This is a genomic window from Myxococcus sp. AM010, assembly GCF_013372585.1.
GTDB classification, from domain to species: domain Bacteria; phylum Myxococcota; class Myxococcia; order Myxococcales; family Myxococcaceae; genus Myxococcus; species Myxococcus vastator.
Genome location: NZ_JABXEO010000001.1, coordinates 342,628 through 368,016, shown reverse-complemented (window position 1 = coordinate 368,016; position 25,389 = coordinate 342,628). Strand labels below are relative to the sequence as shown.

Here is a 25,389-nt window from a genome sequence, read left to right as displayed (position 1 = left end):
TCTCACGTCGGACCGAGCCACCACTACAGCTTCAGGCGCTCCTGGGCGTATTGCTCGAACGAGCGCGCCGCGTGGCCAGTCAGCACCTGGACGCTGTCCGTGGTGGCCGCGGTCCACTGTTCACGCACAGCGGCGCAGAGCGCGGCGAGCATCTCCGCATACGGGACGTCGAAGCCGGCGTCGCACATGCGCTGGATGAAGGCGCCCTCCGAAATCGCGACGTATTCGAGCGGCCGGCCCGTCACGCGTGCCACGACGGCCGCGGCCTCGCTGAAGCTGAGCGCCCTGGGGCCCGTGAGCGTGAAGGCCCGCCCGTCGAACCGGTTCGTCGTGAGCGCCACGGCGGCGGCGTCCGCGATGTCACGCGCGTCGATGAAGCTCGTCTCGCCGACGCCCGCCGGGAGCATCAGGCGTCCAGCGCGGACGTCATGGCTCCACATGAGGTGGAAGTTGTCGGAGAACCAGTTGGGCCGGAGGATGACGTAGGGGAGGCCTGAGCGCTCCAGCTGGAGCTCGACCTGTCGGTAGGGGTCCGCCTCGTTCGCCTCCACGCCCATGACGGACTGGAACACCACCTTCACGCCCCGCTCGGCCGCCGCGCGGATGACGGGCGTGAGGTATTCGATGACGCTCAGGTTGTCCGCGGGCATGAGGACATGGGCCGCGTCCATTCCCTCCAGCACGGCGCCGAGCTGGCCAGGCTGGGCGAAGTCGAAGCGCACGGCCTCTGCGCCGGGAGGGGCGGCGGCCCTGCGGGACAGCGCGCGGACGTGGTGCCCCTGCTTCATGAGGACATCCACCAGGAGCGAACCCACGGTACCGGTTGCTCCGAAGACGGCGATTCGTTGAGGTGTCATGGCCGCCAAGGTACGGGGGGCGCCGCACGCCGGCAGTGACTGCCTCCCTGAATCAACTTTAAGCTGTGCTTCAACATGGACGACCTGAAGCGCATGGCGCTCTTCGCTGAGATTGCCCGCGCGGGCTCGCTGAGCGCGGCGGCCCGGCACCTCCGCATCAGCACCTCCGCGGTGAGCCAGCAGCTGCGCATCCTGGAGGAGTCCTTCGGGGTCATCCTGGTGCGGCGCTCAAACCGCAAGCTGTCGCTCACGGACGCCGGCGCGCGGTTCGCGGCCCACTGCCGTGAAATGGTGGAGGTGGCGGAGCGGGCCCGTGAGCAGCTCTCGCTCGCGAGGGACACCCCCGCGGGGGAGCTGCGCATCTCCCTGCCGCTCGGCCTGGCTCGCTATGTGGCGCCCTCGCTGGAGCCGCTGCTCGCCAGACACGCGTCCTTGAAGCTTCGCCTCGAAGCGGATGATGGCCTGGTCGACCTCATTGATGAACGCATCGACCTGGCGCTCCGTGCGGGCCAGATGAAGGACTCCTCCTGGGTAGCGCAGCCGCTCTGCCACCTTCACCTGGGGCTGTGTGCCGCCCCGGGCTATCTGAAGAAGGCGGGGCGGCCACGCACGCTCGAGGACCTGCCTGGACACGAGTGGCTCGCGGTCGTGGCGGACGGCCGAACCCTGGCCTTCGACCTCCAGGGCCCCTCCGGGACGAGCCGTTGTGTCCAGGTGACGCCGCGGGTCTCCAGCAACAACCAGCTCACCCTCCACCAGATGTGCGCGGCGGGGCTGGGCATCACGCGCTGCATCCTGGCCGACGTGGCAGACGACCTGAGACTGGGACGCCTCGAAGTGCTCTTGCCCGAATGGCGCCTCTCCCCCATGCAGCTCTGGGCCGTCACGCCGCGTCGCTCGGGACAGCCGGCGAAGGTGCGCCACGCCGTTGACGCCATCCGCACCTACCTGCGGCAGCAGCCCGGCATCTCCGCCTGATTCGTGGCGCGAAGGCGGCGCCTACCGGAGCGGCGGCTCGGGCTGCTTCGCGAACCACTGCTTCGCGTTCAGCAGGTGCAGCTCCTGGCCACCCGGCTTGAACTCGATTCCGCCGGTGAGGGCGCCCAGGGTCGCCAGGAGCGCGCCCCGCAGCGCTCCGCCCGCGAGGTCCAGGTGGCCTCGCAGGGAGAAGCCCTCACCGTCCGCCTTCAGCTCGCGCAGCTGGAGCCCGCCCTCGTCAATCTGCACCCGGCCCGTCACCGTGACGTCCCGGATGTTGAGCAGGGACGTCAGGAAGCGCGGCAGGTTCTTGGCGGACGTGAGCAGCGCGGCGACGGGCTGCGTGTCCGTGAGCTTGCTGGCGAAGCGCGCCGACAGCACCGTCGGGGACAGGGCCAGCCGGGCTTGGGGCAGGGTGAAGACGCCGCTCCAGGCGCGGATGGGCACGGGGCCGTTCGTGGACACGTTCGTCAGCCGGAGCGTCGTCCCCGTCAGGGACAGTGACTTCGAATCCCATGACAGGTTCCGCGCGTCCACGTCCGCCTCGGCGCGCAGCAGGACCTTGACGTTCCCCATGCGTCCGGAGACCAGGTCGGAGTCCATGCTCAGCCGCAGCGAGTCCCGCCCCTTCGCTCGCTCCCGGCTCTGCACCGTCATGGAGCCGGAGTCGATTTCAATCGTCCGTGCCAGCCAGGGGTTGAGCATCCTCAAGTCCAACGGCCGGCTCCGGGCCACGCGGAGGTTTGGCTCCAGCTCCCAGTCCGGTTGCCCCGCGCCGCGCCGCGCGAGCACGGTAAGGGTGATTTCAGGGACCTCTGCGCCCGTGCCTTCGGGGCCGGACACCCGCACGGGCGCGAAGGTGAGCGTGGCCGTCCCTCTCCGCGTGTCCGGGCGCTCCGATGTCAGAGATGCCTTGAGCGCCCAGGGCGCCCGCGCCCGGAGCGGGCCTGCCCGCACGCTCAACGTCTGGCCCTGGACGTCAACCCGGCTGTCCCCGGCCAGCGCGCCGTCCTTGAGGTGGAGGTCCAGGTCCACCTGGCCCGCGCCCCCTTTCAGGGAGACGGCGTTGTCCGAACCCAGGTGCTCGTTCAGCCAGTCCAGCGGGAGCAGCTCCAGTTGGCTCGTCACCCGCGCGCTCAGCGCCCGCGAGAGGTCCCAGCCCTTCTCGTCCGTGAAGGGCACCTCGAGCGCTGCCTTCGCCTCCAGCCGCTCGAACCGGGTCACGGGCCTCCGGTCGACCTCCATGGCACCGGAGACGACGCGAATCGATGGCGTCTCGACGTGGATGCGCTCCCGGCCCTTGATGTCCAGCGAGCCCTGCACGTCCAGGTCCCCGACGAAGCGGACCCGGCCGAAGTCCAGCTCGCGAACCTCGTGGACTGTCACAGCTCCCAACTGGATGACCCACGGGCGGTAGTCCGGGCCCGGTGGGGGCTCCTCCTCGATGCCGAACGACGGTTCAATCCGGAAGCGCGCGCCATGTCCGTCGATGCGCCGCACGTCCACGCGCTTGCGCAGCAGGGCGGTCAGCGACACGCTGGCTTCCAACGTGTCCAGGTTCACCTGCCACCACTGGTGCTGATTCTGCTGGGTCAGCGTGAAGTCGCGGAGGTGGAGCTGGCCGAAGGGCCAGAGCCACCAGGCGCGCTTCCAGGCGAGCTCGGTCCGGCTCGTGGACCGGCGCATGATGGCCTGGACGGCGCCCAGGTTGAGCGCCGCGTTGATGGAGCCCTCCAACATGAGGAGTGCGCCCAGCGCCCAGGCCGCGGCGCGCGGCCACCGTCTCCTGCGGGGGGCGGTGTCCTGGACCTCTGGCGGCGGGAGGAGCGTCATGTCGCGGGTACCCGGTGGGATGTCCAGGGGGAGCGGCGCGGGCTGCTCCCGGAGGGCGCGGGTGCTGTCTCCCGCCTCCCTCCGGATGCCTCAGCCGCGGCGCGCACACAAGGCACCAGCAGTCCCGCGCGTCTGATTCGCTCCCGGAGTGTCCGCGGGTGAGCCGATGCCAGAGGCCCCGGTTCTGGCCTGGGAGGGGCGCGGGGACGGACTACGCCTCCCAGCGCTGGAGGCTGCCCTCCACGTACTTCGCCCGGCAGGCGCGCCGCTGGACCTTGCCGCTGGACGTCTTGAGGACCTCACCCTGTTGGAGCAGGACGACTTCATGCACGTCCACGGAGTGCGCGGCGGCCACGGCCTGCCGGATGCGCTTCTGGAGCGCGCTCGCGTCCAGGGCCTGTTCGCCATTGCCCTGTTCGGACGGCGCGAAGCGGGCGCTGACCTCCACCAGCACCACCAGCCGCTCGCCCTCCGGATGGTCCACGGAGAACGCCACCGAGCAGCCAGGACGGAGCGCCGGGTGCTGGCCCTCCGCCGTCAGCTCGAGGTCCTGCGGGTAGTGGTTCCGTCCATCGACGATGATGAGGTCCTTGATGCGGCCGGTGACGTACAGCTCGCCGTCAATCATGAAGCCCAGGTCGCCGGTGCGCAGGAAGGGCCCCTCCTCGCTGCCCTGGATGCGCGCCTGGAAGGTCTCCGCGTTCGTCTCCTCGCGCCCCCAGTAGCCGTGGGTGACGTGGGGGCCCGCCGTCCAGATTTCGCCCACCTCACTTGGAGCGCACGCCACCAGCGTCTCCGGGTTCACGATGCGGATGAGGCTGTCACCCCAGCTCCGCCCGGAGCTGACGAGCGTCCGCGCGGACGGGCCCGGCTGCGTCAGCACGGCGCGGTGCTGCTCGAGCGCCTCCGACTCCACGGTGAGGTGACGTGGCAGCTCGGCGCTGATGCCTCCCGACACGAAGAGCGTCGCCTCCGCGAGCCCATAGCAGGGATAGAGGGCCTCCCGGCGGAAGCCCGCGGGCGCGAAGGTGTCCGCGAAGTGCGCCAGCGTGTCGGCGCGCACGGGCTCCGCGCCATTGAAGGCGACGCGCCACGAGCTCAGGTCCAGCGAGGCGAGCTGCTCCGGCTTCACCTTCCGCGTGCAGAGCGCATAGCCGAAGTTGGGACCGCCGCTCGTCGTCGCGCGGTACTTCGTGATGGCGGACAGCCAGCGGATGGGGCGCTGCAGGAAGGACCAGGGCGACATCACGACGGAGTGTGTGCCCAGGTACATCGGCTGGAGCACGATGCCGATGAGCCCCATGTCGTGGTACAGCGGCAGCCAGCCGCACGTGGTGTTCTGCTCGTCGTGGCTGAAGCCCTGGCGAATCATCTCCTCGTTCGACAGCAGGTTCCGGTGCAGCACCATCACGCCCTTGGGCGTCGACGTGGAGCCTGACGTGTACTGGAGGAAGGCCAGCGAGTCGCCGGTGATGGCGGGGCGCTTCCAGCCATCCTCCAGCCCTTCCTCCAGCGCGTCCGTGGCAATCCAGCGGATCTCCTTCAGGACGGGGTAGGAATCGGCCAGCGCGTTCACGCTCTCCAGGATTTCGCGCGTGGTGAGCGCGAAGCGCGGCTTCGCATCCTGGAGGATGGAGAGGATGCGATTGACGGCCTGGAGCTGCACGGGCGGATAGGCGGGTACCGCGGCGACGCCCGCGTACAGGCTGCCAAAGAACGCCGCGATGTAGTCCAGCCCGGGGGGATACAGCAGCAGCGCGCGCTCTCCGGCGCCCTTGTGCTCCTGTAGCGCCGCGGCGATGGCGCGGGCCTGACGGTCCAGCTCGCCATAGGTCCAGGTGGTCTCCTGGCCTTCGACGTCCTGGAGATAGGTGTAGGCGCGGGCCTCGTTCTGATTCGAGGCGCGCCAGCGCAGCAGGTCGGTCAGGGTCTGCACGGAACGGCTGGGACTCGGCACGGCGGGGCTCCTTGGGAAAGTCGTGGGAAGTGTGGGGAGGCTTCAAGGGCTCACCGCGGGCTGGGCGGAGGGCGCCTCCAGCGGGGGCGCCTCCAGCTCGCGCAGTGGGCGGTAGAGCGTGGACAGCAGCGTCATGAGAATCGACAGCGCGCCCGCGATGAGGAACATCACGGCGATGCCCCGGCCCGGGCCCTCGCCGACGAACGCACCCAGCAGGGGGACGAGCGCTCCCCCCGAGGCCATGGCGGGTTCAAAGACGTGGTCCGCCAGCGGTCCGGCCAGTGTGTACGCCAGCGGCAACATGGCGCCGGTGATGGTGCTGGTGAAGGCGAAGACCCGGCCGCGCAGCGCCAGGGGCACGATGCGCTGGAGCAGGGCCTGGCTGGATCCATTGATGATGGGCAGGCCGAAGAAGAACGCGAAGGCGACACCGGCCAGGACGGGGACGGCGGTGGCCAGCCCGACGCTGATGAGCGCGAGGCCACAGGTGAGCTGGAACCCGAGCACGCCATGCACCAGCCGCTTGGGCCCACCCCAGGCGCTGATGACCAGGCTGCCCACCAGCATGCCAACGCCCCCCGCCGTGGTGAGCGCGCCCAGCGTCCGCACGTCCGCGAACGACAGGACCAGCGGCGTGACGAGCACCTCGACGGTGCCTGTCAGGAAGTTGCTGGCCGCGAGGAAGCCGATGAGCGCGAGCAGTCCTGGCGTCGCGCGAAGGTAGGCGCCGCCAGCCCGGATGGCCGCTAGCAGCGGCACCCGCTCCTCGCCAGACCCAGACACGAGGTGTTCCCGGGGGATGCGCGCCAGGAGCAGGGGCAGCGTGCCGAGCACCAGCGTCGTCGCGTCGATGAGCAGGATGCCCTTGAGCTCGATGAGCTCCAGCAACGTGGCGCTCAACAGGGGCGCCACCAACTGGGAGAACGCGAGCCCGATCTGCACCAGGCCGTTGGCCCGACCCAGGTGCCGTGGCGGCACCACCGTGGAGACGAGGACGGCGAAGGCGGGCTGTTGGAACGCGCTGGCCACCGACACCACGGCGGTGGTGACGTAGGCATGCCAGGGCTGCAGCAGCCCGTTGAACAGCAGCAGCGCCAGCACGAGGCTCGACAGGCCCGCGGCCGTGTCGCTGAGCACCATCACCCAGCGGCGGTTCCAGCGGTCCACCAGCGCTCCGGCCACGGGCCCGAGCAGGATGGCGGGCAGCGTCGCGGAGAGCATGACCAGCGCGTACTGCGTCACGTCGCCCGTCGTCTTGTACGTCCAGACGCCGAGCGCGAAGCTCGTCAGCCCAGAGCCCAGCAGCGACAGGACCTGTCCCAGCCAGATGGAGACGGCGGTCTTCATGGGGAAGGCCGGCGCCGCCGTCATCGAAGGGCCCCGGCGCGGAGGAGGCCCTGGCGGACGTGCTCCGCCAGCACCTGGACGTGAGGCGCGGCCAGCATCGTCATGTGGTCTCCCGGCACCGTCACGGGCGTGACGGCCGCGGAGGCGTGGTGGCCCCAGCCCCAGCTCGGGTCGTCCGTGAAGGACTCGGGGACGATGCCGTCTTCCTCGTGCCGCTCCTGGGCCCGGAAGAGGGCGACGGGGACGGGGAGCGTGTCCCGGGGGACGTAGTCAATCGCGTACGCGGCCTTGTAGACCTCGATGAAGCCCTGGACCTGCTGGCTGTCCGCGCCATCGGGGAGGAGGCCTGCTTGGACCAGCCTGCGCGTCAGGTGCTCGTGGCGCGCCTCGGGAGCCAGCGGCCGGAGTGTCTCGGCGGAGATGCCCAGGTCCACGCCATAGAGGCGGCCCGCCGTGCTCGCGACGGAGGCCATCCAGTCCGCGTCGTCGAACGGGGGCGCCTCGCTTGGCGGCGCCTCGTTCACCGGGACGGTGGTGTTGAGGATGCCCAGGAAGGCAATCGGCTCGCCCTGCTTCCGGAGCTGCTGCGCCATCTCGAAGGCGACCCAGCTCCCGAAGGAGTGGCCCAGCAGGTGGTAGGGCCCCTGAGGCTGTACCTGCTTGAGCGCCTCGACGTAGCACGCGGCCATCTCCTCGACGGAGCGGTGCGGCTGTGCGCGGCCATCCAGCCCGCGTGCCTGGAACGCATGCACCGGCAGGGTGGGGCCCAGCGCCTGGGCCAGCTCGCGGAGGTAGACGGCGTTGCCGCCGGCACCCGGGACGCAGAACAGGGCGGGGCGGCCTACTCCCGGCTGGAGCGTCACCAGCGGCGACCACGGGGCGGGCGCCGCCTCTTCGTGAAGCGCCTTGGCGAGCTGCTCCAGCGCGGGGTTCTGGAAGAGGACCGACAGCGGAAGGGCTCGGCCGAACTGCTCGCGGATGCGCACCATCAGCCGGACGGCCAGCAATGAATGGCCGCCCTGGTCGAAGAAGTTGTCGTGCGCGCCGATGGGGCGCACCGCCAGCAGCTCCTCCCAGATGGCCGCGAGCCGGGTCTCCACCTCGTCGCGTGGGGCGACGAAGCCGTCCTGCGCGTCGCGGCGGACGCTCTCCGGCGCGGGCAGGGCCTTGCGGTCCACCTTGCCGTTGGGCGTCAACGGGAACGCCGACAGGATGACGAAGGCCGCGGGCACCATGTACGGCGGCAGGTGCTTCTTGAGGTGCTGCCGCAAGTCCTCGGCCGTTGCCACGTCCGGCGCCGTGAGCGTGAGGTAGGTGACGAGCTGCTTGTTGCCCGCGTCCTCGTGGACGAGCAGCTCCACGGCCTGGACCGCCGGGTGCTCCAGCAGCTTCGCCTTGATTTCATCCAGCTCGATGCGGTGGCCGCGAAGCTTCACCTGCGTGTCGTTGCGGCCGATGAAGGCGAGGGTGCCGTCCTCCGTGTACCGGGCCAGGTCGCCCGTGCGGTACAGGCGCGCGCCCGGCGTGGCGCTGAAGGGGTTGGGCACGAAGCGCTCGGCGGTCAGGTGCGCCTGGCCCCAGTAGCCACGCGCGAGCCCGTCTCCGCCCACGAAGAGTTCCCCTGGAATGCCGATGGGCACTGGCTGCATCGCGCTGTCCAGCAGGTACATCTGCGTGTTGGCGAAGGGGCGGCCAATGGGGACGATCTGCTCGCTGGGCGCGGGCTCCGGCTGCTCGAAGTACGTGCTGTCGATGGTGGCTTCGCTCAGGCCGTAGGAGCTCACCAGCCGCGTGTCCGGGCCGCACAGGCCGCGGAGCTGGTGGTACTCGCGCATGTCCCAGGTGTCGGAGCCGACGATGAGCAGGCGCATGAAGTCCAGCCGGAGCTGGTGCTCCTGGAGGTGCCCCATCAGCAGGCGGGCGACGGCGGGGACGAACTCGCCGCTGTCCACCTGCTCGCGCTGCATCAGCCCGTAGAGCTTCTCGGGCTCGAGCAGCCATTCACGCGGGCAGAGGACCAGCGTCTTCCCCGCGCCGAGCGCCCGGGCGAGGTCGCCGGAGAACACGTCGAAGGAGAAGCTCGCCATCTGGAGGTGGGCGCGCAGCTCGGGCAGCCGGTAGTCGCGCTCCCAGGCGAGGTAGGCGTTGGCGAAGCTCCGGTGCGAAATCATCACGCCCTTGGGGCGGCCCGTGGAGCCTGACGTGTAGACGACGTAGGCGAGGTGCTCGGGGCTCGCGCCGCCTTCGGGCGTCGTCGCGGGCCTCGCGGCGATGGCTTCCGCGTCCGTGTCGATGTCCACCACGGGCGGCAGCGGCGCGGACAGGAGGGACGCCAGGCCCTGGCGGGTGACGAGCACCGCGGGCCGGCTGTCCGCGAGCATCAGCGCCGTGCGCTCCGGTGGGTACGACGGATCCAACGGCACGTAGGCTCCGCCCGCCTTGAGCACGGCGAGCACCGCGACCACCATGTCCACGGAGCGGTCCAGGAAGACGCCGGTGATTCGCTCGGGCCCCACGCCCACGGCGCGCAGGTGGTGCGCCAGTTGGTTGGCCTTCGCGTTGAGCTGCGCGTAGGTGAGCCGGCGCTCGGGGTCCGTGACGGCGATGGCGTCAGGCGTGCGCGCCGCGTGCGCCTCGATGAGGTGATGGAGGCACGTGCCCGGGGGCACGTCGAGCCGGGCCTGGTTCCAGTCGCGCAGGATGCGCTGACGCTCCTTCGGCGGAAGCACCGGCAGCTCGATGAGCCGCTGCGCCGGGTTCGCGGCGATGCCCGCGAGCAGCGTCTGGAAGTGGGCGACCATCCGCTCGACGGTGGAGGCGTCGAAGAGGTCCCGGTTGTATTCCCAGATGCCTTGCAGGCCACCGGCCTCCTCGGAGAACCACAGCGTCAGGTCGAACTGCGCGAAGGCTTCACCCGAGACGCTGAAGGACTCCATCCGCAGCGCGCCCAGCTCGGCGGGCGGCGTGGGCGTGTTCTGGAGCACCAGCATCACCTGGAAGAAAGGGGAGTGGCTGGTGTCTCGCGACGGCGCCAGCTCCTCCAGCAGCTTCTCGAAGGGGATGTCCTGGTGCCCGTAGGCCCCCAGCGTCACGTCCACCACGCGCCGCAGCAGCTCCCGGAAGGTGGGGTTGCCTTCGAGCCCCGTGCGCATGACGAGCGTGTTGAGGAAGAAGCCGATGAGGGGCTCCACCTCCGTCCGGTTCCGGTTCGCGATGTACGTGCCGACGCTGATGCGCGGCTCGCGCGTATAGCGGTGCAGCAGCGTCTGGAGCGCCGCCAGCAGCACCATGTAGAGCGACGCCTTCTCCTGCGTCCCCAGCGCCTTCAGTTGCTGGGCCACCGCCGGGTCCACCTGGAAGCTCCGCTTGCCGCCCGCGTAGGTGCGCACGCGCGGGCGCGGCCGGTCGGTGGGCAGCTTGAGCGCGCTGTCGCTCCCTTCGAGCTGCCGCCGCCAGTAGTCGAGCTGCGCCGCCAGCACGTCGCCCTGCATCCACTGCTGCTGCCAGGCCGCGAAGTCCGCGTACTGGAGCGGGAGGTCCGGCAGCGGTGACGGCTTGTCCTGAGAGAAGGCGGCGTAGAGCGCCGTCAGCTCCTGGACGAAGATGCCGGTGGACCAGCCGTCCGACACGATGTGGTGTACGACGAGCAGGAGGACGTGGTCCTCGTCGCCCATGCGCACCAGCCTCGCGTGGAGCAGGGGCCCCGCCGCGAGGTCGAAGGACGTCCCCGCGAGTTGGAGCGCCAGCTCCTCGCACAGGGGCCCGCGCCTGGTGGCTGGCAGGTAGCTCAGGTCCAGCACGCCCAGCGACAGCGTCAGCTCCGGGAGGATGCGCTGCTGGGGTTCGCCGTCCTTCGCGACGAAGGTCGTGCGCAGCGCCTCATGGCGCCGGATGACCTCGTTCAGCGCGCGCTCCAGGGAGGGGACGTGGAGCGGCCCGGTGAGGCGCACGAACTCCGGGATGTTGTAGGCGGGCGTCCCTGGCTCGAACTGGTCCAGGAACCAGAGCCGACGCTGGGGGAAGGAGAGCGGCAGCGGCTGCTCGCGTGAGGCGCGCGGGATTCCAGGCGTGCGCGCCTCCTCCTTCGGCGCCGCGACCACGTTCTGCTGCCGCAGCTTCTTGAGCACCGCCTCGCGCTTCTCCGGGGAGAGGTTCGCGAGCTTCTTGAGCAGCTCACTCATTCGTCCCCTCCAGGAGCTTCTCCAGGTCCGCGTCCGACAGGTCGCCGACGTCCTCCATGGCCGCGGCCAGCGCGGCCTCATCCACGCCTTCCAACTGCGCGAGCACCACCTGCTCCGCCAGCCCCGCGATGGTGGGGTGCTCGAAGAGGGCGCGCAGCGGCAGCGTCACCTGGAACATCGCGTTGGTGCGCGAGATGATCTGCGTGGCCAGCAGCGAGTGCCCGCCCACGTCGAAGAAGTCGTCCGTGACGCCCAGCGACGCCTGGCCCAGCACGTCCTTCCAGAGCGTCAGCATGCTCGACTCCGTCTCCGAGCGGGGCTCGACCAGACACTGCTCGCCCGTGCGCTGGTTCGCGTCCGGCGCCGGGAAGGCCTTGCGGTCCACCTTGCCGTTCGGGCTCAGGGGGATGGCCTCCAGGCGCACGAAGACGGCCGGCACCATGTAGTCGGGCAGGCGCTCCCGCAGGTGCTCACGGAGCACCGCCGTGTCGCTGAGGTCCGAGCCCACCACGTAGGCGACGAGCCTGCGGGGCATCCCCGGGTCCTCGCGCAGCAGCACCACCGCGCCCTGGACGGCCGGGTGCTTGCCCAGCGCGGACTCGATTTCGCCCAGCTCGACGCGGAAGCCGCGCAGCTTCACCTGCGTGTCCGCCCGGCCGAGGAACTCCAGGTCGCCTCCCGGCAGGTACCGCGCCCTGTCACCCGTGCAGTAGAGCCGCGCGCCGGGCTCGGTGGCGAACGGGTCGGGGACGAAGCGCTCCGCGCTCAGGTCGGGGCGGTGGCAGTAGCCGCGCGCCACGCCCTCGCCGCCGATGAAGAGCTCACCCGCGATGCCGGCGGGCACCGGCTGCTGATGCGCGTCCAGCACGTAGAGGCGGTTGTTGGCGAAGGGACGGCCAATGGGGACCAGCTGCGTGTCGCTCAGGCCCAGGTCGCCGCTCTCGAACCAGGTGCTGTCGATGGTCGCCTCGCTGACGCCATACGAGTTGATGAGCCGCGTGTCGTCGCCGATGACGGCCTGGAGGCGGTGGTACTCATTCACGTACCAGGCGTCGGAGCCGGCCACGAGGACGCGCATGAAGTCCAGCGTCTGGCCCGTCTCCTCCAGGTGCTGGAGCAGCCCGCGCAGCACGGCGGGGACGAACTCGGCGCAGTCCACGGCCTGCTCCTTCATCAAGGCGAGCAGGTAGGGCGGTTCGAGCAGCCACTCCCGCGGGCAGAGCACCAGCCTGCCGCCCGAGCACAGCGCCCGGGACAAGTCCCCCGCGAACACGTCGAAGGAGAAGCTGGCCATCTGCAGGTGGCTACGGCAGTGCTCCCGCAGGCCGTAGCTCCGCTCCCAGCCGAGGTACGCGTTGGTCCAGCTCCGGTGCGAAATCATCACGCCCTTGGGCGTGCCCGTGGAGCCGGAGGTGAAGACGACGTAGGCCAGACTGTCCAGCGTGGTGAGCCGCGTCGGAGCCTGAATGGGCAGGGCCGCGCGCGCTGGTGCCTCCGTGTCCAGCAGGTAGAGGGAAACCTCGGGGTTGACGAAGGTCTCCACCAGGGATTGCTGGGTGAGCAGCAGGGAGAGCCGGGCCTCGGAGGCCATACGCGCCAGTCGCTCGGCCGGGTAGGTGGGGTCGAGCGGGACGTAGGCGCCGCCCGCCTTGAGGATGCCCAGCAGCGCCACCAGCAGCTCCGGCGTCCGCTCCAGGCACACGCCCACCAGCACCTCGGGGCCAATGCCCCGGGCGCGCAGGTGGTGCGCGAGCTGGTTCGCCTTCGCGTCGAGCTGCCCGTACGTGAGCGAGCCCGCCTCCGGCGCGACCACGGCGACCGCGTCCGGCGTCCGCTGGACCTGCGCCTCGAAGAGCTCGTGCAGGCAGGCGCCCAGCCCGGGGACGTGCGTGTCGTTCCAGTCGACCAGCACCTCACGACGGGCCTCCCGCGTGAGCAGCGACAGCTCCCACAGGTGCTGGTCCTCCGCGCCGAGGATGCCCACCAGGACCGTCTGGAGCTGCTCCAGCAGCCGCGCCATGGCCTCCGCGCCGAGGCGCGGGGACTCGAAGTCCAGGTTCAGCATCAGCTCCTTGTCCGCGTGGGCGGAGAGCGTCAGCGGATAGTTGGTGCGCTCCTGGGCGGTGACGTCGCGCACCTCCAGCGCGCCCGCGCCCTGCCGCACCGAGTCCTCCACGGGGTAGTTCTCGAAGACGACGAGGCTCTCGAAGAGCGGGGTGCCACGCGGCACGGGGCTCCAGCCCTGGACCTTGACCAGCGGCGCGTACTCGAACGGCGCCCGCTCCACCTGCCACGCCTGGAGCGCCTTCAGCCAGTCCACCACCTTGCTTTGGGCCGGCAGCGACACGCGGGCCGGCAGCGTGTTGATGAACAGGCCCACCATCTGCTCCACGCCCGGCAGCTCCGGCGGACGGCCCGCGACGGTGACGCCGAAGACGACGTCGTCCTGTCCCGCGTGACGTCCGAGCACCAGCGCCCAGGCCGCCTGGACCAGCGTGCTGAGCGTCACCTGGTGCCGCCGCGAGAAGGCGCGGAGCTGCTCCGTCAGCTCGGCGGACAGGTGGACCTTGCGCTCGCCCATGACCTGCGGCGCGGTGCGCGCCTGCCCCCCCGTCTCACCGGGGAGGGGCGTGGGCTCTCCGAAGCCTTGCAGCGCCTGCTTCCACCAGGACTCCGCCTGCGAAACCTCCCGGCTCTGGAGCCAGGCGATGTAGTCGCGGAACACCGGCGGCTGCTCCAGGCGCAGCGGCTGCTGGCGGAGCTGCGCGTCGTAGAGGGCCAGCATCTCGTTGAGGACGCGGCCCACGCTCCAGCCGTCGAGCAGCAAGTGGTGGAAGCTCCACACCACACGCCACGTCCGGACGCCCAGGCGCAGGACGCCCACGCGCATCAGCGGGGCCCGCTTCAAGTTGAAGCCCCGCGCCCGGTCCGCGTCCATCCAGGCCGACAGCCGGGTCTGCTGCTCCGGCTCGGACAGGTGGCTCCAGTCCTGCTCTTCCCACGGCAGCACGGCCTTGCGGTTCACGAGCTGGAGCGGCGCTTCCAGCTCCTCACCCACGAAGCAGGTGCGGAGGATGGGGTAGCGCGCCATCACCTGCTGCCAGGCCTCGCGCAGCGCCTCGCGGTTCAGGTCCGCGTCCAGCGTCCACGCCGCGCGCTCGAAGTACATCCCCGAGTCCGGGTCGAGCATGGCGTGGAAGAGCATGCCCTGCTGCATGGGCGACAGCGGATAGAGGTCCTCCATGCCCGGGTGCGACCGCATCAGGTCGTTCAGCGTGGCCTGCGTCACCTTCGCCAGCGGGAAGTCCACCGGCGAGAACCGCGCCGCGTCCTCGCCGCGCCGCTGGTCCACCAGGGCCCGGAGCGCGCGGAGGTAGCCCTGCGCCAGCGCGCCCACCGTGGTGCGCTGGTGCAGCGCCTCGCTGTAGGTGAAGGACACCTCCAGCTTGCCTCCGAAGACGTGGGCATTCACCTCCAGCACCTGCCGCCGCTGGCCGAGCGCCCCTTGCTGCGCGCCGAAGGACTCGTCCGCGGGCGCCAGCAGCGACGAGGTGGGCAACGCCGAGTCGAGCTGGCCCAGGTAGTTGAAGGCCACCGCCGCCTCCGGCTGCGCACGGAGCCGGGAGCCTCGCTCGTCCTGGCGCATGTAGCGCACGAGGCCATAACCCAGGCCCTTGCGCGGCACCCGCCGCAGCGAATCACGTACGGCGCGGAGCTCGTCACCTACGCTGCCATCCCGAGGCAGCTCCAGCGTCACCGGGTAGGCGCTGGTGAACCAGCCCACGGTGCGGCTCAGGTCCACGCCGTCGAACAGGTCCTCGCGGCCATGGCCTTCCAACTGGACGCGCAGCCGGCGCTGTCCCGTCCAGGTGGAGAGGGCCTGCGCGAGCGCCGTCAGCAGCACCTCGTCGATGCGGGCGCGCCAGGCCGTCGGCACCTCCTGAAGCAGCAGCCGGGTCTCCTCGACCTCCAGCGCCACCGTCAGCGTGCGCGCGGACGCCAGGGTGTTGTCGCCGTCCGCGGTGTCTACGGGGAGCGGCGCCGTGTCTTCACCCTGGCTCAGCCAGGAGTCGGCTTCGTGTTCCAGCTCCTCGCTGGCCGCGAAGGACTCCAGGCGACGCGCCCATTCCTGGAAGGACGTCGTCTTCGGAGGCAGCGCCACCGGCTGCCCCTGGCTGAGCTGCTGACACGCCGTCTCCAGGTCCATGAGCAGGACACGCCAGGACACGGCGTCCACCGCGAGGTGGTGGATGCCGAGCAGCAGCCGGTCGCCACGCTGGGGCCCCAGGTGGAAGCGCACGGCCACCACCAGCGGCGCCTCGTCCAGCCGGAAGCCCGACTGGGCACGCAGGCCCTCTTCCTCCAAGGCGGCGCGCTGCGCGGCCTCGTCCAGGCCGGACAGGTCAACCTCGCGCAGCGTCACGGTGCTGTCGAGCCCCAGGCTCTCCTGACGCCAGCCGTCGGCGGTCCGCTCGAAGCGCAGGCGGAGCGCGTCGTGGTGCGCGACCAGGGCCCGCAGCGCGTCCTGGAGCACGGCCGCGGCGACGGGCTGACGCAGGCCCAGCAGCAGCGACTGGTTGTAGTGATGGAGGTGCGGGAGCCGCCACTCGAAGAACCAGTGCTGGATGGGCGTGAGCGGGACGGCGCCCGTCACGGGGCCTTGCTCGCTCTCCACGACCTGGGCCTGACCCACATGCGGGGCCAGGGCGGCGATGGTCTGGTACTGGAAGAATTGTCGCGGGCTGATGTGCAGCCCGGCCTCCAGCGCCCGCGCGATGACCTGGATGCTGACGATGGAGTCGCCACCCAGCTCGAAGAAGTTGTCGTGGATGCTGACGCGCTCGCGGGACAGCACCTTCGCCCAGATGTCCGCCAGCGCCTGCTCCACCGGGTCGCGAGGCGCGACGTGGACGTGCTCGCGCTTCACGTGCTCCTGCGCCAGCGAGGGCAGGGCCTCGCGGTCCACCTTGCCGCTGGCCGTCAGCGGCATGGCCTTCAGCATGATGAAGGCGGACGGCACCATGTACTCGGGCAGGCGCGACTCCAGGGCCCGGCGCAGGGCGTCCTGCTCGGGCGGCTGCTCCACATCGTCGGCGACGACGTAGGCCACCAGTTGCTTGCGGCCCGGGGTCTCCTCCCGCACCAGCACCGCGGCGTCCTGTACCTCCGGGTGCCCGGCCAGCGCCGCTTCGATTTCGCCCAGCTCGATGCGGAAGCCGCGCAGCTTCACCTGGTGGTCCAGGCGGCCCAGGAACTCCAGCCGCCCTTCGGCCAGCCAGCGCACCCGGTCTCCCGTCCGGTACAGCCGTCCTCCGGGCTCCACCGCGAACGGGTCCGGCACGAAGCGCTCGGCGCTCAGGTCCGGCCGGCCCAGGTAGCCGCGCGCGACGCCCACGCCGCCGATGAACAGCTCACCCGGCACGCCCACGGGCACCGGCTGCAAGTGGCCATCCAGCACGTAGAGCCGGACGTTGGCCCACGCGCGGCCGATGCCCAGCCGGTCGGGGTCCACGGCCTCGTCCACCGACGCGCAGATGGTCGCCTCGGTGGGGCCGTAGGCGTTGATGAAGCGTCGGGACTTCAGCCACCGGCGCGCCAGCTCCGGCGAGCAGGCCTCGCCCGCGGAGACGACGGACTCCAGCTTCGGCAACGCCTCCGGCTCCAACTGCGCCAATACCGACGGCGTCAGCGTGACGCCCGTGATCTCCTGCGCGGCCAGCAGTCCCTGGAGCGGCGCGCCGGGCATGATGGCGTCCCGGGGCGCGAGGCAGAGCTGTGCGCCCGCGAGCAGCGTGGAGAACACCTCACACACCGACGCGTCGAAGCCGAAGGCGGCGAACTGCAGCACGCGGCTCTTCTCGTGGACGCGGTGGGCCTGGATGGCGGCCAGCGCCGTGTTGCACAGGCCCCGGTGGGGCAGCAGCGTGCCCTTGGGCCGCCCCGTCGAGCCCGACGTGAAGATGATGTACGCGAGGTTGTCCTCGGACATCTCCACCGCGGGCGACGTTCGCGGCTGGCTGGCGATGAGCGGCCAGTCCGTGTCCAGGCAGACCAGCAACCCGAGCGCGGGGAGCTCATCCGCCAGGTGCTCCTGCGTGACGAGCACCGGGATGGCCGCGTCACGCATCATCAGCGTCAGCCGCTCCACCGGATAGGACGGGTCCAGCGGCAGCCACGCGCCTCCGGCCTTGAGGATGCCGAGGATACCGACTACCAGCTCCAGCGAGCGGTCCACGCACAGGCCCACGCGGACCTCGGGCCCCACGCCGGACGTCTTCAGGTGCCAGGCGAGCTGGTTCGCCCGCGCGTCCAGTTCGCGGTACGTGAGTTGCTGTCCCTCGAAGGACACCGCCACCGCGTCTGGCGTCCGTGCCGCCTGCTGCTCGAAGAGGTGATGCGCGCAGAGGCCCGGGCTTCGGGGCGTGGCGGTGTCGTTCCACGCCAGCAGCGACTGCTGACGCTCCGGCTGGGACAGCAGCGGGAGTCGCGAGACGCGCGCTTCTGGAGCGGCCAGGGCGCCCAGGAGCAGCTCACGCAGGTTGCCCATCATCCGGTCGATGGTGGCCGCGTCGAACAGGTCGGTGCTGTACTCGCACAGGCACTCCAGGCCCTGCTCCGTCTCCGTGGCCACCCACGTCATGTCGAATTTGGCGGCGCCGGTGGTGCTGGTCTCCTCGCGCAGCGTCAGCCCGTCCAGGTGGAGGTCGGAGGACGGCGCGTTCTGGAGGATGAGCTTCACCTGGAACAGCGGCGAGTAGCTGAGGTCGCGCTCCGGGTTGAGCGCCTTCACCAGCTCCTCGAAGGGGAGGTCCTGGTGGGCGTAGGCATCCAGCGCCACCCGCCGCGTCTGCGCCAGCAGCGCGCGGAAGCTGGGGTCCCCGCTCAGGTCGCCACGCATGACGAGCTGGTTGATGAAGAAGCCGATGAGCCCTTCGGTGCCAGAGCGGTTGCGGTTGGCGATGTCCGTGCCGACGACGATGTCCGTCTCGCCGGTGTAGCGGTGCATCAGCGTCTGGAAGGCCGCCATCACCGCCATGAACGGGGTGACGCTCTCCTTCCGGCAGAGCGCCTGCAATGCCTTGGCCGCCTCCACGGGCAGCAGCACGCCCCGCTGCGTGGCGCCGCGGAAGCTCTGCACTGGAGGCCGTGGACGGTCCGTAGGGAGGTCCAGGTGGGGCGGAGCCCCGGTGAGCCGCTGCTTCCAGTAGTCGAGCTGCCGCTCCAGCACCGGGCCCGACAGCCACTCCCGCTGCCACCGCGCGTAGTCCGCATACTGGACGGGCAGGGCGGCCAGCGGCGGCGGCTGGCCCGCGGACAGGGCGCCATAGAGCTCGGCGACCTCGCGGACGAGCACGGACAGGGACCAGCCGTCCGCGATGATGTGGTGCAGCGTCAGCAGCAGCAGGTGCTCCTGGTCCTCCAACTGGATGAGCCCAATCCGGCAGAGCGGGCCGCGCGTCAGGTCAAAGGGACGGCGGGCCTCCTCATCGGACAGGCGGCGCGCTTCGACTTCACGGTGCTCGGGCGGAAGGCCGCGCAGGTCGGCGGTCTCCACCTTCGGTGCCACGGGCGGGTGGATGACCTGGACAGGCGTCTGGCCATTCATCCGGAACGTCGTGCGCAGCGACTCGTGGCGGCGGATGATCGCCTCCAGGCAGCGCTGCACGGTGTCTGGATTCAACGCGCCCGTCAGCCGGATGACGGCGGGCATGTTGTAGAAGGGGCTGTCCGGCTCCATCTGGTACAGGAACCAGAGGCGCTGCTGCGCGAAGGACAGGGGCAGCTCGCCCTCGCGGGAGGAGGGCACGAGCGGCGGGGGCGGCGCTTCACCGGCCTGCTGGGCCTGGAGCACCTGGACGCGCTCCGACAGCGTGGCGATGGTGGGCGCCTCGAAGAGCGCCGCGATGGGCAGCTCCACGCCGAAGGCCTCGCGAATCCGCGACACCACGCGCGTGGCCAGCAGCGAGTGGCCACCCAGGTCGAAGAAGTGGTCGTGGATGCCAGCCCGGTTCGTGCGCAGCACGTCCGACCAGATGCTGGCCATCAGCTCCTCGGTGCCGTTTCGCGGCGCCGCGTGTGACTCGGAGGACAGCAGGCCGTCGGGGACGGGGAGGGCCTTGCGGTCCACCTTGCCGTTGGCCGTGAGCGGCAGGGCCTCCAGCGCGACCAGGGCGGCGGGCACCATGTGCTCGGGCAGCCGCTGCTGGAGGAAGGCGCGCAGGCCGGCCGTATCCACCGCCGTGCCCTCGTGCGGGATGACGTAGGCGGCCAGCCGCTGGTCGCCGGGGACGTCCTCGCGCACGAGGACGACCGCGTCCCGCACGGACGCGTGCTGACGAACGGTGGCTTCGATTTCGCCCAGCTCGATGCGGTAGCCGCGCAGCTTCACCTGCCCGTCGCGGCGGCCCAGGAACTCCAGCGTGCCGTCCGGCAGGAAGCGGGCCTGGTCGCCCGTGCGGTAGAGGCGCTGTCCCGGCTGCTGGCTGAACGGATCCGGCACGAAGCGCTCGGCGGTGAGGGCAGGGCGGCCCAGGTAGCCGCGCGCCACGCCGGTGCCGCCGATGTAGAGCTCGCCCGAGACGCCCACCGGCACCGGCTGCATGCGCGCGTCCAGCACGTAGAGCGCCGTGTTGGCGATGGGCCGGCCGATGGGGACGATGCCGCCGGGCAACTCGCCCGCGCTGACGTCGTGGATGGAGCAGCCGACCACCGTCTCCGTGGGGCCGTACTCGTTGATGAGCCGGACCTGGGGCGCGTGCTTGCGCCAGAAGGCCACGGTGGAGGGCGGCAGGGCCTCGCCACCCACGACGAAGGTGCCGGTCAGCTTCGCCAGGGCCTCTGGCGCCATCAGCCCGGACAGCACCTGGAGGTGGGCCGGCGTGAGCTTGACCAGGTCATGCCCTCGCGGCTGCTGAAGCGCGAGCGCGAGCGCTTCCACCTCGCGCCCCGAAGGCACCAGGTGGACGGTCGCTCCGGCGAGCAGCGGCGTGAGGAGGCTGGTGATGGTCGCGTCGAACGCGATGGATGTGTGGACCAGCGAGCCCTGGCCCGGCTTCACCGCGTAGGCGTCCTGAGCCCACGTCAGGTAGTTGAGCAGGCCGCGCTGCGTGAGCAGCGTGCCCTTGGGCAGGCCCGTGGAGCCCGAGGTGTAGATGACGTAGGCCAGCGAGTCGCCGGAGGCGGACGCCGCCGGTGTACCCGAGGGCAACGTCGCCAGCCGGGCTGCTTCCTGCTCCATCAGGAGCCGGGGTACGCTGGAGGCCGCGAAGGTGGCCTCATGCGCCTGCGTGGTGAGCAGCACCATGGCGCGCGAGTCGGACAGCATGTACGCCAGCCGCTCGGCGGGATAGCTCGGGTCCAACGGCAGGTAGGCCGCGCCGGCCTTGAGCGTGGCCAGCAAGCTGGTGGCCAGCTCGATGGAGCGGTCCACTCCCAGCGCCACCACGCGCTCCGGGCCCGCGCCCAGCGACAGCAAATGACGCGCGAGCTGATTGGCGCGCGTGTCCAGCTCGCTGTACGTCATCGTCCGCTCGCCATCGACCACGGCGAGCGCGTCCGGCGTGGCGGCGGCGCGAGCCTCGAAGAGCGCCTGGAACGTGGGCTCCACGGGCAGCGCGGCGGCGGTGTCGTTCCACTCCACGAGCATCCGGCGCTGTACGTCGGCGGGCAGCGGGCTGGAGGTGTGGTGCGGAGCGTCGGACTCGAAGGCCAGCGCGTGGAGGACGCGCGCGAAGCACGCGCCAACCTGCTCCACCTGGGCGTGCTCCAGCTCGACGGCGTTGTAGTCCAGCTCCAGCGTGAGCTCCTGCGTGTGGGGCTCGGTCTGGAAGTGGACGGCGAGGGTGACGTTGGTGCCCTCGGAGCGGATGGTGCTCAGCGCCTCCAGCTCCGCGAGAGTGCCCGCGATGTCGTGGAGGACGTGGAAGTGCATGTAGTTGAACATGACTTCGTAGAGCGTCTCGCGGCCCCACTGCCGCTGAATCTCCGCCATGGGGTAGCGGCGGTACGGGTAGAGCCCTCGCTCCGCGTCGAAGGCGGCGCGGACCAGTGAGAGCCAACTGCCCGGGGCCAGCTTCAGGCGGAAGGGCACCGTGTTGAGGAAGATGCCGCGCAGCTTCGAGCCATCGCCTTCCTCGGGGCGGCTGTTGACGCCCGTGCCGGTGATGACGTCCTCCTGGCCGCTCAGCACGCTCATCACCTTGAGGTGCGACGCGAGCAGGATGCTCTTGAAGGGCACGCCCGCGCTGCGCGTCAGGGCATTCAGGCCCGCTCCCACCTCGGGGGCGATGGGCACCTTCACCGTGGCGATGCGCGGCTCACCCTCCGCCAGCGGACGGCGCCAGCGCGGAACGCGCATGACCTGTCCGTCCTCCAGCAGCTCGCGCCAGTAGCGCTGGTGGTCCTCGGACGCGAGGGCCTGCCGCTCCATGGCCACGAAGTCGCGGTAGGTGATGCTCAGCGGCTCGAAGCGCGGCGGCTCCTGGTGGTTCACCAGCGCGTAGTAGTGGTTGAACATCTCCACCAGCGTGGAGTGGAGACTCCAGCCGTCGATGATGGCGTGGCACTCCGTGAGCGTGAACTGGAAGTCCCGTTCCCCACGGACGTGCACGAAGAAGCGCAGCAGCGGAGGGCACGCGAGGTCGAAGTGTCGCTGCTTCTCGTCCTCCAGCAGCTTGCGGACCTCGGCGTCCTGCGCGTCGGTGGACAGGTGGCGGACGTCGGTGACCTCGACGGAGAGGTGGGCCTCGCGGTGCACCAACTGCAACGGCTCGCTGTACGACGTCATGTCGAACGCCGTGCGCAGCACGGGCTGACGCGCCGTCACCACCTGCACGGCCTCCACGAAGCGCGCGGCGTCGAACGGTGCCTTCAGTCGCAGATGGAAGCTGTCGGTGTTGTGGTAGATGTTCGAGGTGGGCGCCAGCTCCATGTGGAAGAGCATGCCGGCCTGGATGCGGGCCAGCGGGTAGGCGTCCTCCACGCTCGCGGGCACCTTCGCCCGGTCCTCGGCGGAGACGAGGCTGAAGGGCTCGGTGCGCGGGAAGACCTCACGCGCCGGCTCCGCCTCCCCCGCGGCCTCCGCCAGCTCCGCCACCGTCTGGTGCTGGAAGAGCTGCTGCAACGAGAAGCGGATGTCCTGCTTCTGCGCCAGCGTGAGCACCTGGATGCTCAGGATGGAGTCGCCACCCAGCGCGAAGAAGTTGTCGTGGATGCCCACGCGCGGGACCTCCAGCACCTGCGCCCAGATGGCGCAGAGGGCCTCCTCCACCTTCGTCCGGGGCGCGGCGTACTGGCCAGCCAGGTCCGCGCGCGCGCCGTCGGGCTCCGGCAGGGCCTTGCGGTCCACCTTGCCGTTCGCCGTGAGCGGGAAGCGCTCCAGCATCACGAAGGCGCTGGGGACCATGTAGTCCGGCAGCTTGCCGAGCAGGTGCTGGCGCAGCTCGTTGACGCTGGGCGGAGGCTGCTCGGACGTCGCGACGTAGGCCACCAGGGACTTGTTTCCGGGCGAGCTCTCACGCACGAGCACCAGCGCCTCGCGCACCGCCGGGTGCAGGCTGAGCACCGTCTGGATTTCGCCCAGCTCGATGCGGAAGCCGCGAATCTTCACCTGGTGGTCGATGCGGCCCAGGTACTCGAGCTGCCCGTCCGCGGTGAAGCGCGCCAGGTCGCCCGTGCGGTAGAGCCGGGCACCGGGCTCGCGGCTGAACGGGTGGGGGACGAAGCGCTCCGCCGTGAGCCGCGGCCGGCCCAGGTAGCCACGAGCGAGGCCCGCGCCACCGACGAAGATTTCACCCGCCACGCCAATGGGCGCCGGCTCCAGCCGCGCGTCCAGCACGTAGAGCTGGAGGTCGGGAATCGCGACGCCAATGGGGCTCTGCTGCGTGCGCTCCGCCTCGGCGGCGTCCATGGGACGGTAGGTGACGTGCACCGTCGTCTCGGTGATGCCGTACATGTTGATGAGCCGAGGCTGGGCATCCCCGTGCTTGCGGAACCAGGGCACCAGGGTGGCTGGCTCCAGGGCCTCGCCGCCGAAGACGACGTAGCGCAGCGACAGGGGTGGCGCCTCCGCGCCCAGGCGCTCCTCGGCCTGGATGAGCTGACGAAAGGCCGCGGGCGTCTGGTTCAGCACCGTGACGCGCTCATCGCTCAGCAGCCGGAAGAAGGCATCGGGCGAGCGCGAGACGAGATACGGCACCACCACCACCCGGCCGCCGTGGAGCAGGGCGCCCCAGAGCTCCCAGACGGAGAAGTCGAACGCGTATGAGTGGAACAACGTCCACGCGTCGTGCTCGTTGAAATGGAACCAGTGCTCCGTCGCCTCGAACAGGCGCATCACGTTGCCGTGCGGGAGCAGGGAGCCCTTGGGCAGGCCGGTGGAGCCCGAGGTGTAGATGACGTACGCGAGCTGCTCACGCGTCGTCGCCAGTCCGGGCGCGTGGGCAGGTTGCCGCGCGAGCTCCTCGGCGGCTTCATCCAGGATGAGCAGCGCCGCGCCCTCGGCGGGCAGCCGCTCGATGAGGGGCCGCTGCGTCACCACCAGTGACATCCGGCTGTCCGCCACCATGAAGGCCAGACGGTCCGCGGGATAGGTCGGGTCGAGCGGTACGTAGGCGGCGCCCGCCTTCAGGATGCCGAGGATGCCCACCACCGTGGCCAGGGAGCGCTCCACGCAGAGGCCCACCAACCCCTCGGGCTGGACGCCGCGCGAAATCAGCGCATGGGCCAGTTGGTTGGCCCGCCGGTCCAGCTCCGCGTAGGTGAGGCGCTCTCCGTCGGCGACCACCGCGATGGCGTCGGGGCGCTGGCGCACCTGGGCCTCGAAGCGGCCGTGCAGCGTGTCCGAGCCCGGGAAGGACTTCAGCGCGGGCCAGACCTCGAGGAGCTGATGCCGCTCGGGCGACGTGAGCAGCGGCAGCGCGTCCAGGCGCAGCTCCGCGTTGGCCGCGACTCCCGCGAGCAGCGTCTGGAAGTGCCCCACGAAGCGCTCCAGGGTCGCGCGGTCGAAGAGGTCGCTGTTGTACTCGACGAAGCCCCGCAGGCCGTCCGCGGTCTCCTGGAGGTCCAGCGTCACGTCGAACTTCGACGTCCCCGGTTGCAGGTCCAGTAGCTGGATGGTGACGCCGGGCAGGGCCAGCGCCTGGCCCGCCATGCCCTGGAAGTTGAACGCGGCCTGGAACAGCGGCGTGTAGGCCAGGTTGCGGGCGGGCTGCACCGCCTCCACCAGCTTCTCGAACGGGATGTCCTGGTGCGCATACGCGCCCAGCGTCGCCTCCCGCACGCGCTGGAGCAGCTCGCGGAAGGACGGGTTGCCGGACAGGTCCGCGCGCAGCACCAGCGTGTTGACGAAGAAGCCGATGAGGCCCTCCGTCTGGACCCGGTTGCGGCTGTTCTGCGGCGCGCCGACCAGGATGTCCGTCTGGTGCGTGTAGCGCGACAGCAGGGCCTGGAACGCGGCCAGCACCGTCATGAAGAGGGTGGCGTTCTCACGCTGGCCCACCTGCTGGAGCGCCTTCACCAGCGCCGTCGGCAGGTGCAGGGGCAGGGCGTCTCCGCGCTGCGTCTGGACGGCCGGGCGTGGACGGTCCGTGGGGAGCTGCAACACGGGGGCGCCCGCGAGCTGCTGCTTCCAGTACGTCACGTGCGCGTCGAGCGCGCCCTCCGTCGCCATCCACTCGCGCTGCCACTCGGCGAAGTCCGCGTACTGGATGGGCAGCTCGGGCAGCTCCGGCTCGCGCTGGGCGATGAACGCGCCGTAGAGCTGCGTCATCTCGTGGATGAGGATGCCCAGCGACGCACCGTCCGAGATGATGTGGTGCATCGTCAGCACCAGGACATGGTCGGTGTCCGCCAGCCGCAGCAGCCGCGTGCGCAGCAGCGGGCCCTTCATCAAGTCGAAGGGCTGGCGAATCTCCTCGGTGGCCAGCCGCCGTGCTTCCGCCTCCCGCCCGGCTTGGGGCAGTGATGACAGGTCGGTGACGGCGAAGGACGCGGTGCCTTCGGGCGCGACGACCTGGACCGGCTGACCCTCCTCCTGCGCGAAGGTGGTGCGGAGCGATTCGTGCCGTTCCACCAGCACGTCGAAGGCGCGCTGGAGCGCGGCCGTGTCAAGCGTGCCTCCCAGCCGGACCGCGCCAGCGATGTGGTAGCTCGGGTTCTCCGGCTGCATCAGGTGGAGGAACCACAGCCGCTGCTGTGCGAAGGAGACAGGAAAGACAAAGGATTCAGCGCTCATGTC

Annotated in this window: 7 protein-coding genes; 1 reads left to right on the top strand and 6 read right to left on the bottom strand. The window is 70.7% G+C overall.

Annotated elements, in window-relative coordinates; genetic code table 11:
- Positions 1–23: 23 nt before the first annotated feature.
- Positions 24–857, bottom strand: a complete 834-nt coding sequence (locus HV826_RS01360) for an NmrA family NAD(P)-binding protein (protein ID WP_176415185.1) — start codon at positions 855–857, stop codon at positions 24–26.
- A gap of 75 nt (positions 858–932) precedes the next feature.
- Between HV826_RS01360 and HV826_RS01355 the strand changes: the two genes are divergently transcribed.
- Positions 933–1,835, top strand: coding sequence for a LysR family transcriptional regulator (locus HV826_RS01355; protein WP_176415184.1), 903 nt, complete (start codon positions 933–935; stop codon positions 1,833–1,835).
- A gap of 21 nt (positions 1,836–1,856) precedes the next feature.
- Here the strand turns inward: HV826_RS01355 and HV826_RS01350 are convergent, their stop codons facing one another.
- The 5 genes from HV826_RS01350 to HV826_RS01330 all read right to left on the bottom strand — a co-directional run bounded on the left by HV826_RS01350 (position 1,857) and on the right by HV826_RS01330 (position 25,386).
- Entirely contained in the window at positions 1,857–3,668 is a 1,812-nt protein-coding gene (locus tag HV826_RS01350) for a hypothetical protein (RefSeq protein WP_176415183.1), read from the bottom strand.
- 211 nt (positions 3,669–3,879) lie between these two features.
- Positions 3,880–5,604, bottom strand: coding sequence for a fatty acyl-AMP ligase (locus HV826_RS01345; RefSeq protein WP_368670814.1), 1,725 nt, complete (start codon positions 5,602–5,604; stop codon positions 3,880–3,882).
- Between the two features lie 63 nt (positions 5,605–5,667).
- Positions 5,668–6,972, bottom strand: coding sequence for an MFS transporter (locus HV826_RS01340; RefSeq protein ID WP_255207702.1), 1,305 nt, complete (start codon positions 6,970–6,972; stop codon positions 5,668–5,670).
- A gap of 20 nt (positions 6,973–6,992) precedes the next feature.
- Positions 6,993–11,153, bottom strand: coding sequence for an amino acid adenylation domain-containing protein (locus HV826_RS01335; RefSeq protein WP_176415180.1), 4,161 nt, complete (start codon positions 11,151–11,153; stop codon positions 6,993–6,995).
- A complete protein-coding gene (locus HV826_RS01330) occupies positions 11,146–25,386 on the bottom strand; it encodes a non-ribosomal peptide synthetase (protein WP_176415179.1) in 14,241 nt (4,746 codons plus the stop codon). The genes HV826_RS01335 and HV826_RS01330 overlap by 8 nt, the downstream gene beginning before the upstream one ends.
- Between the last annotated feature and the right edge of the window lie 3 nt (positions 25,387–25,389).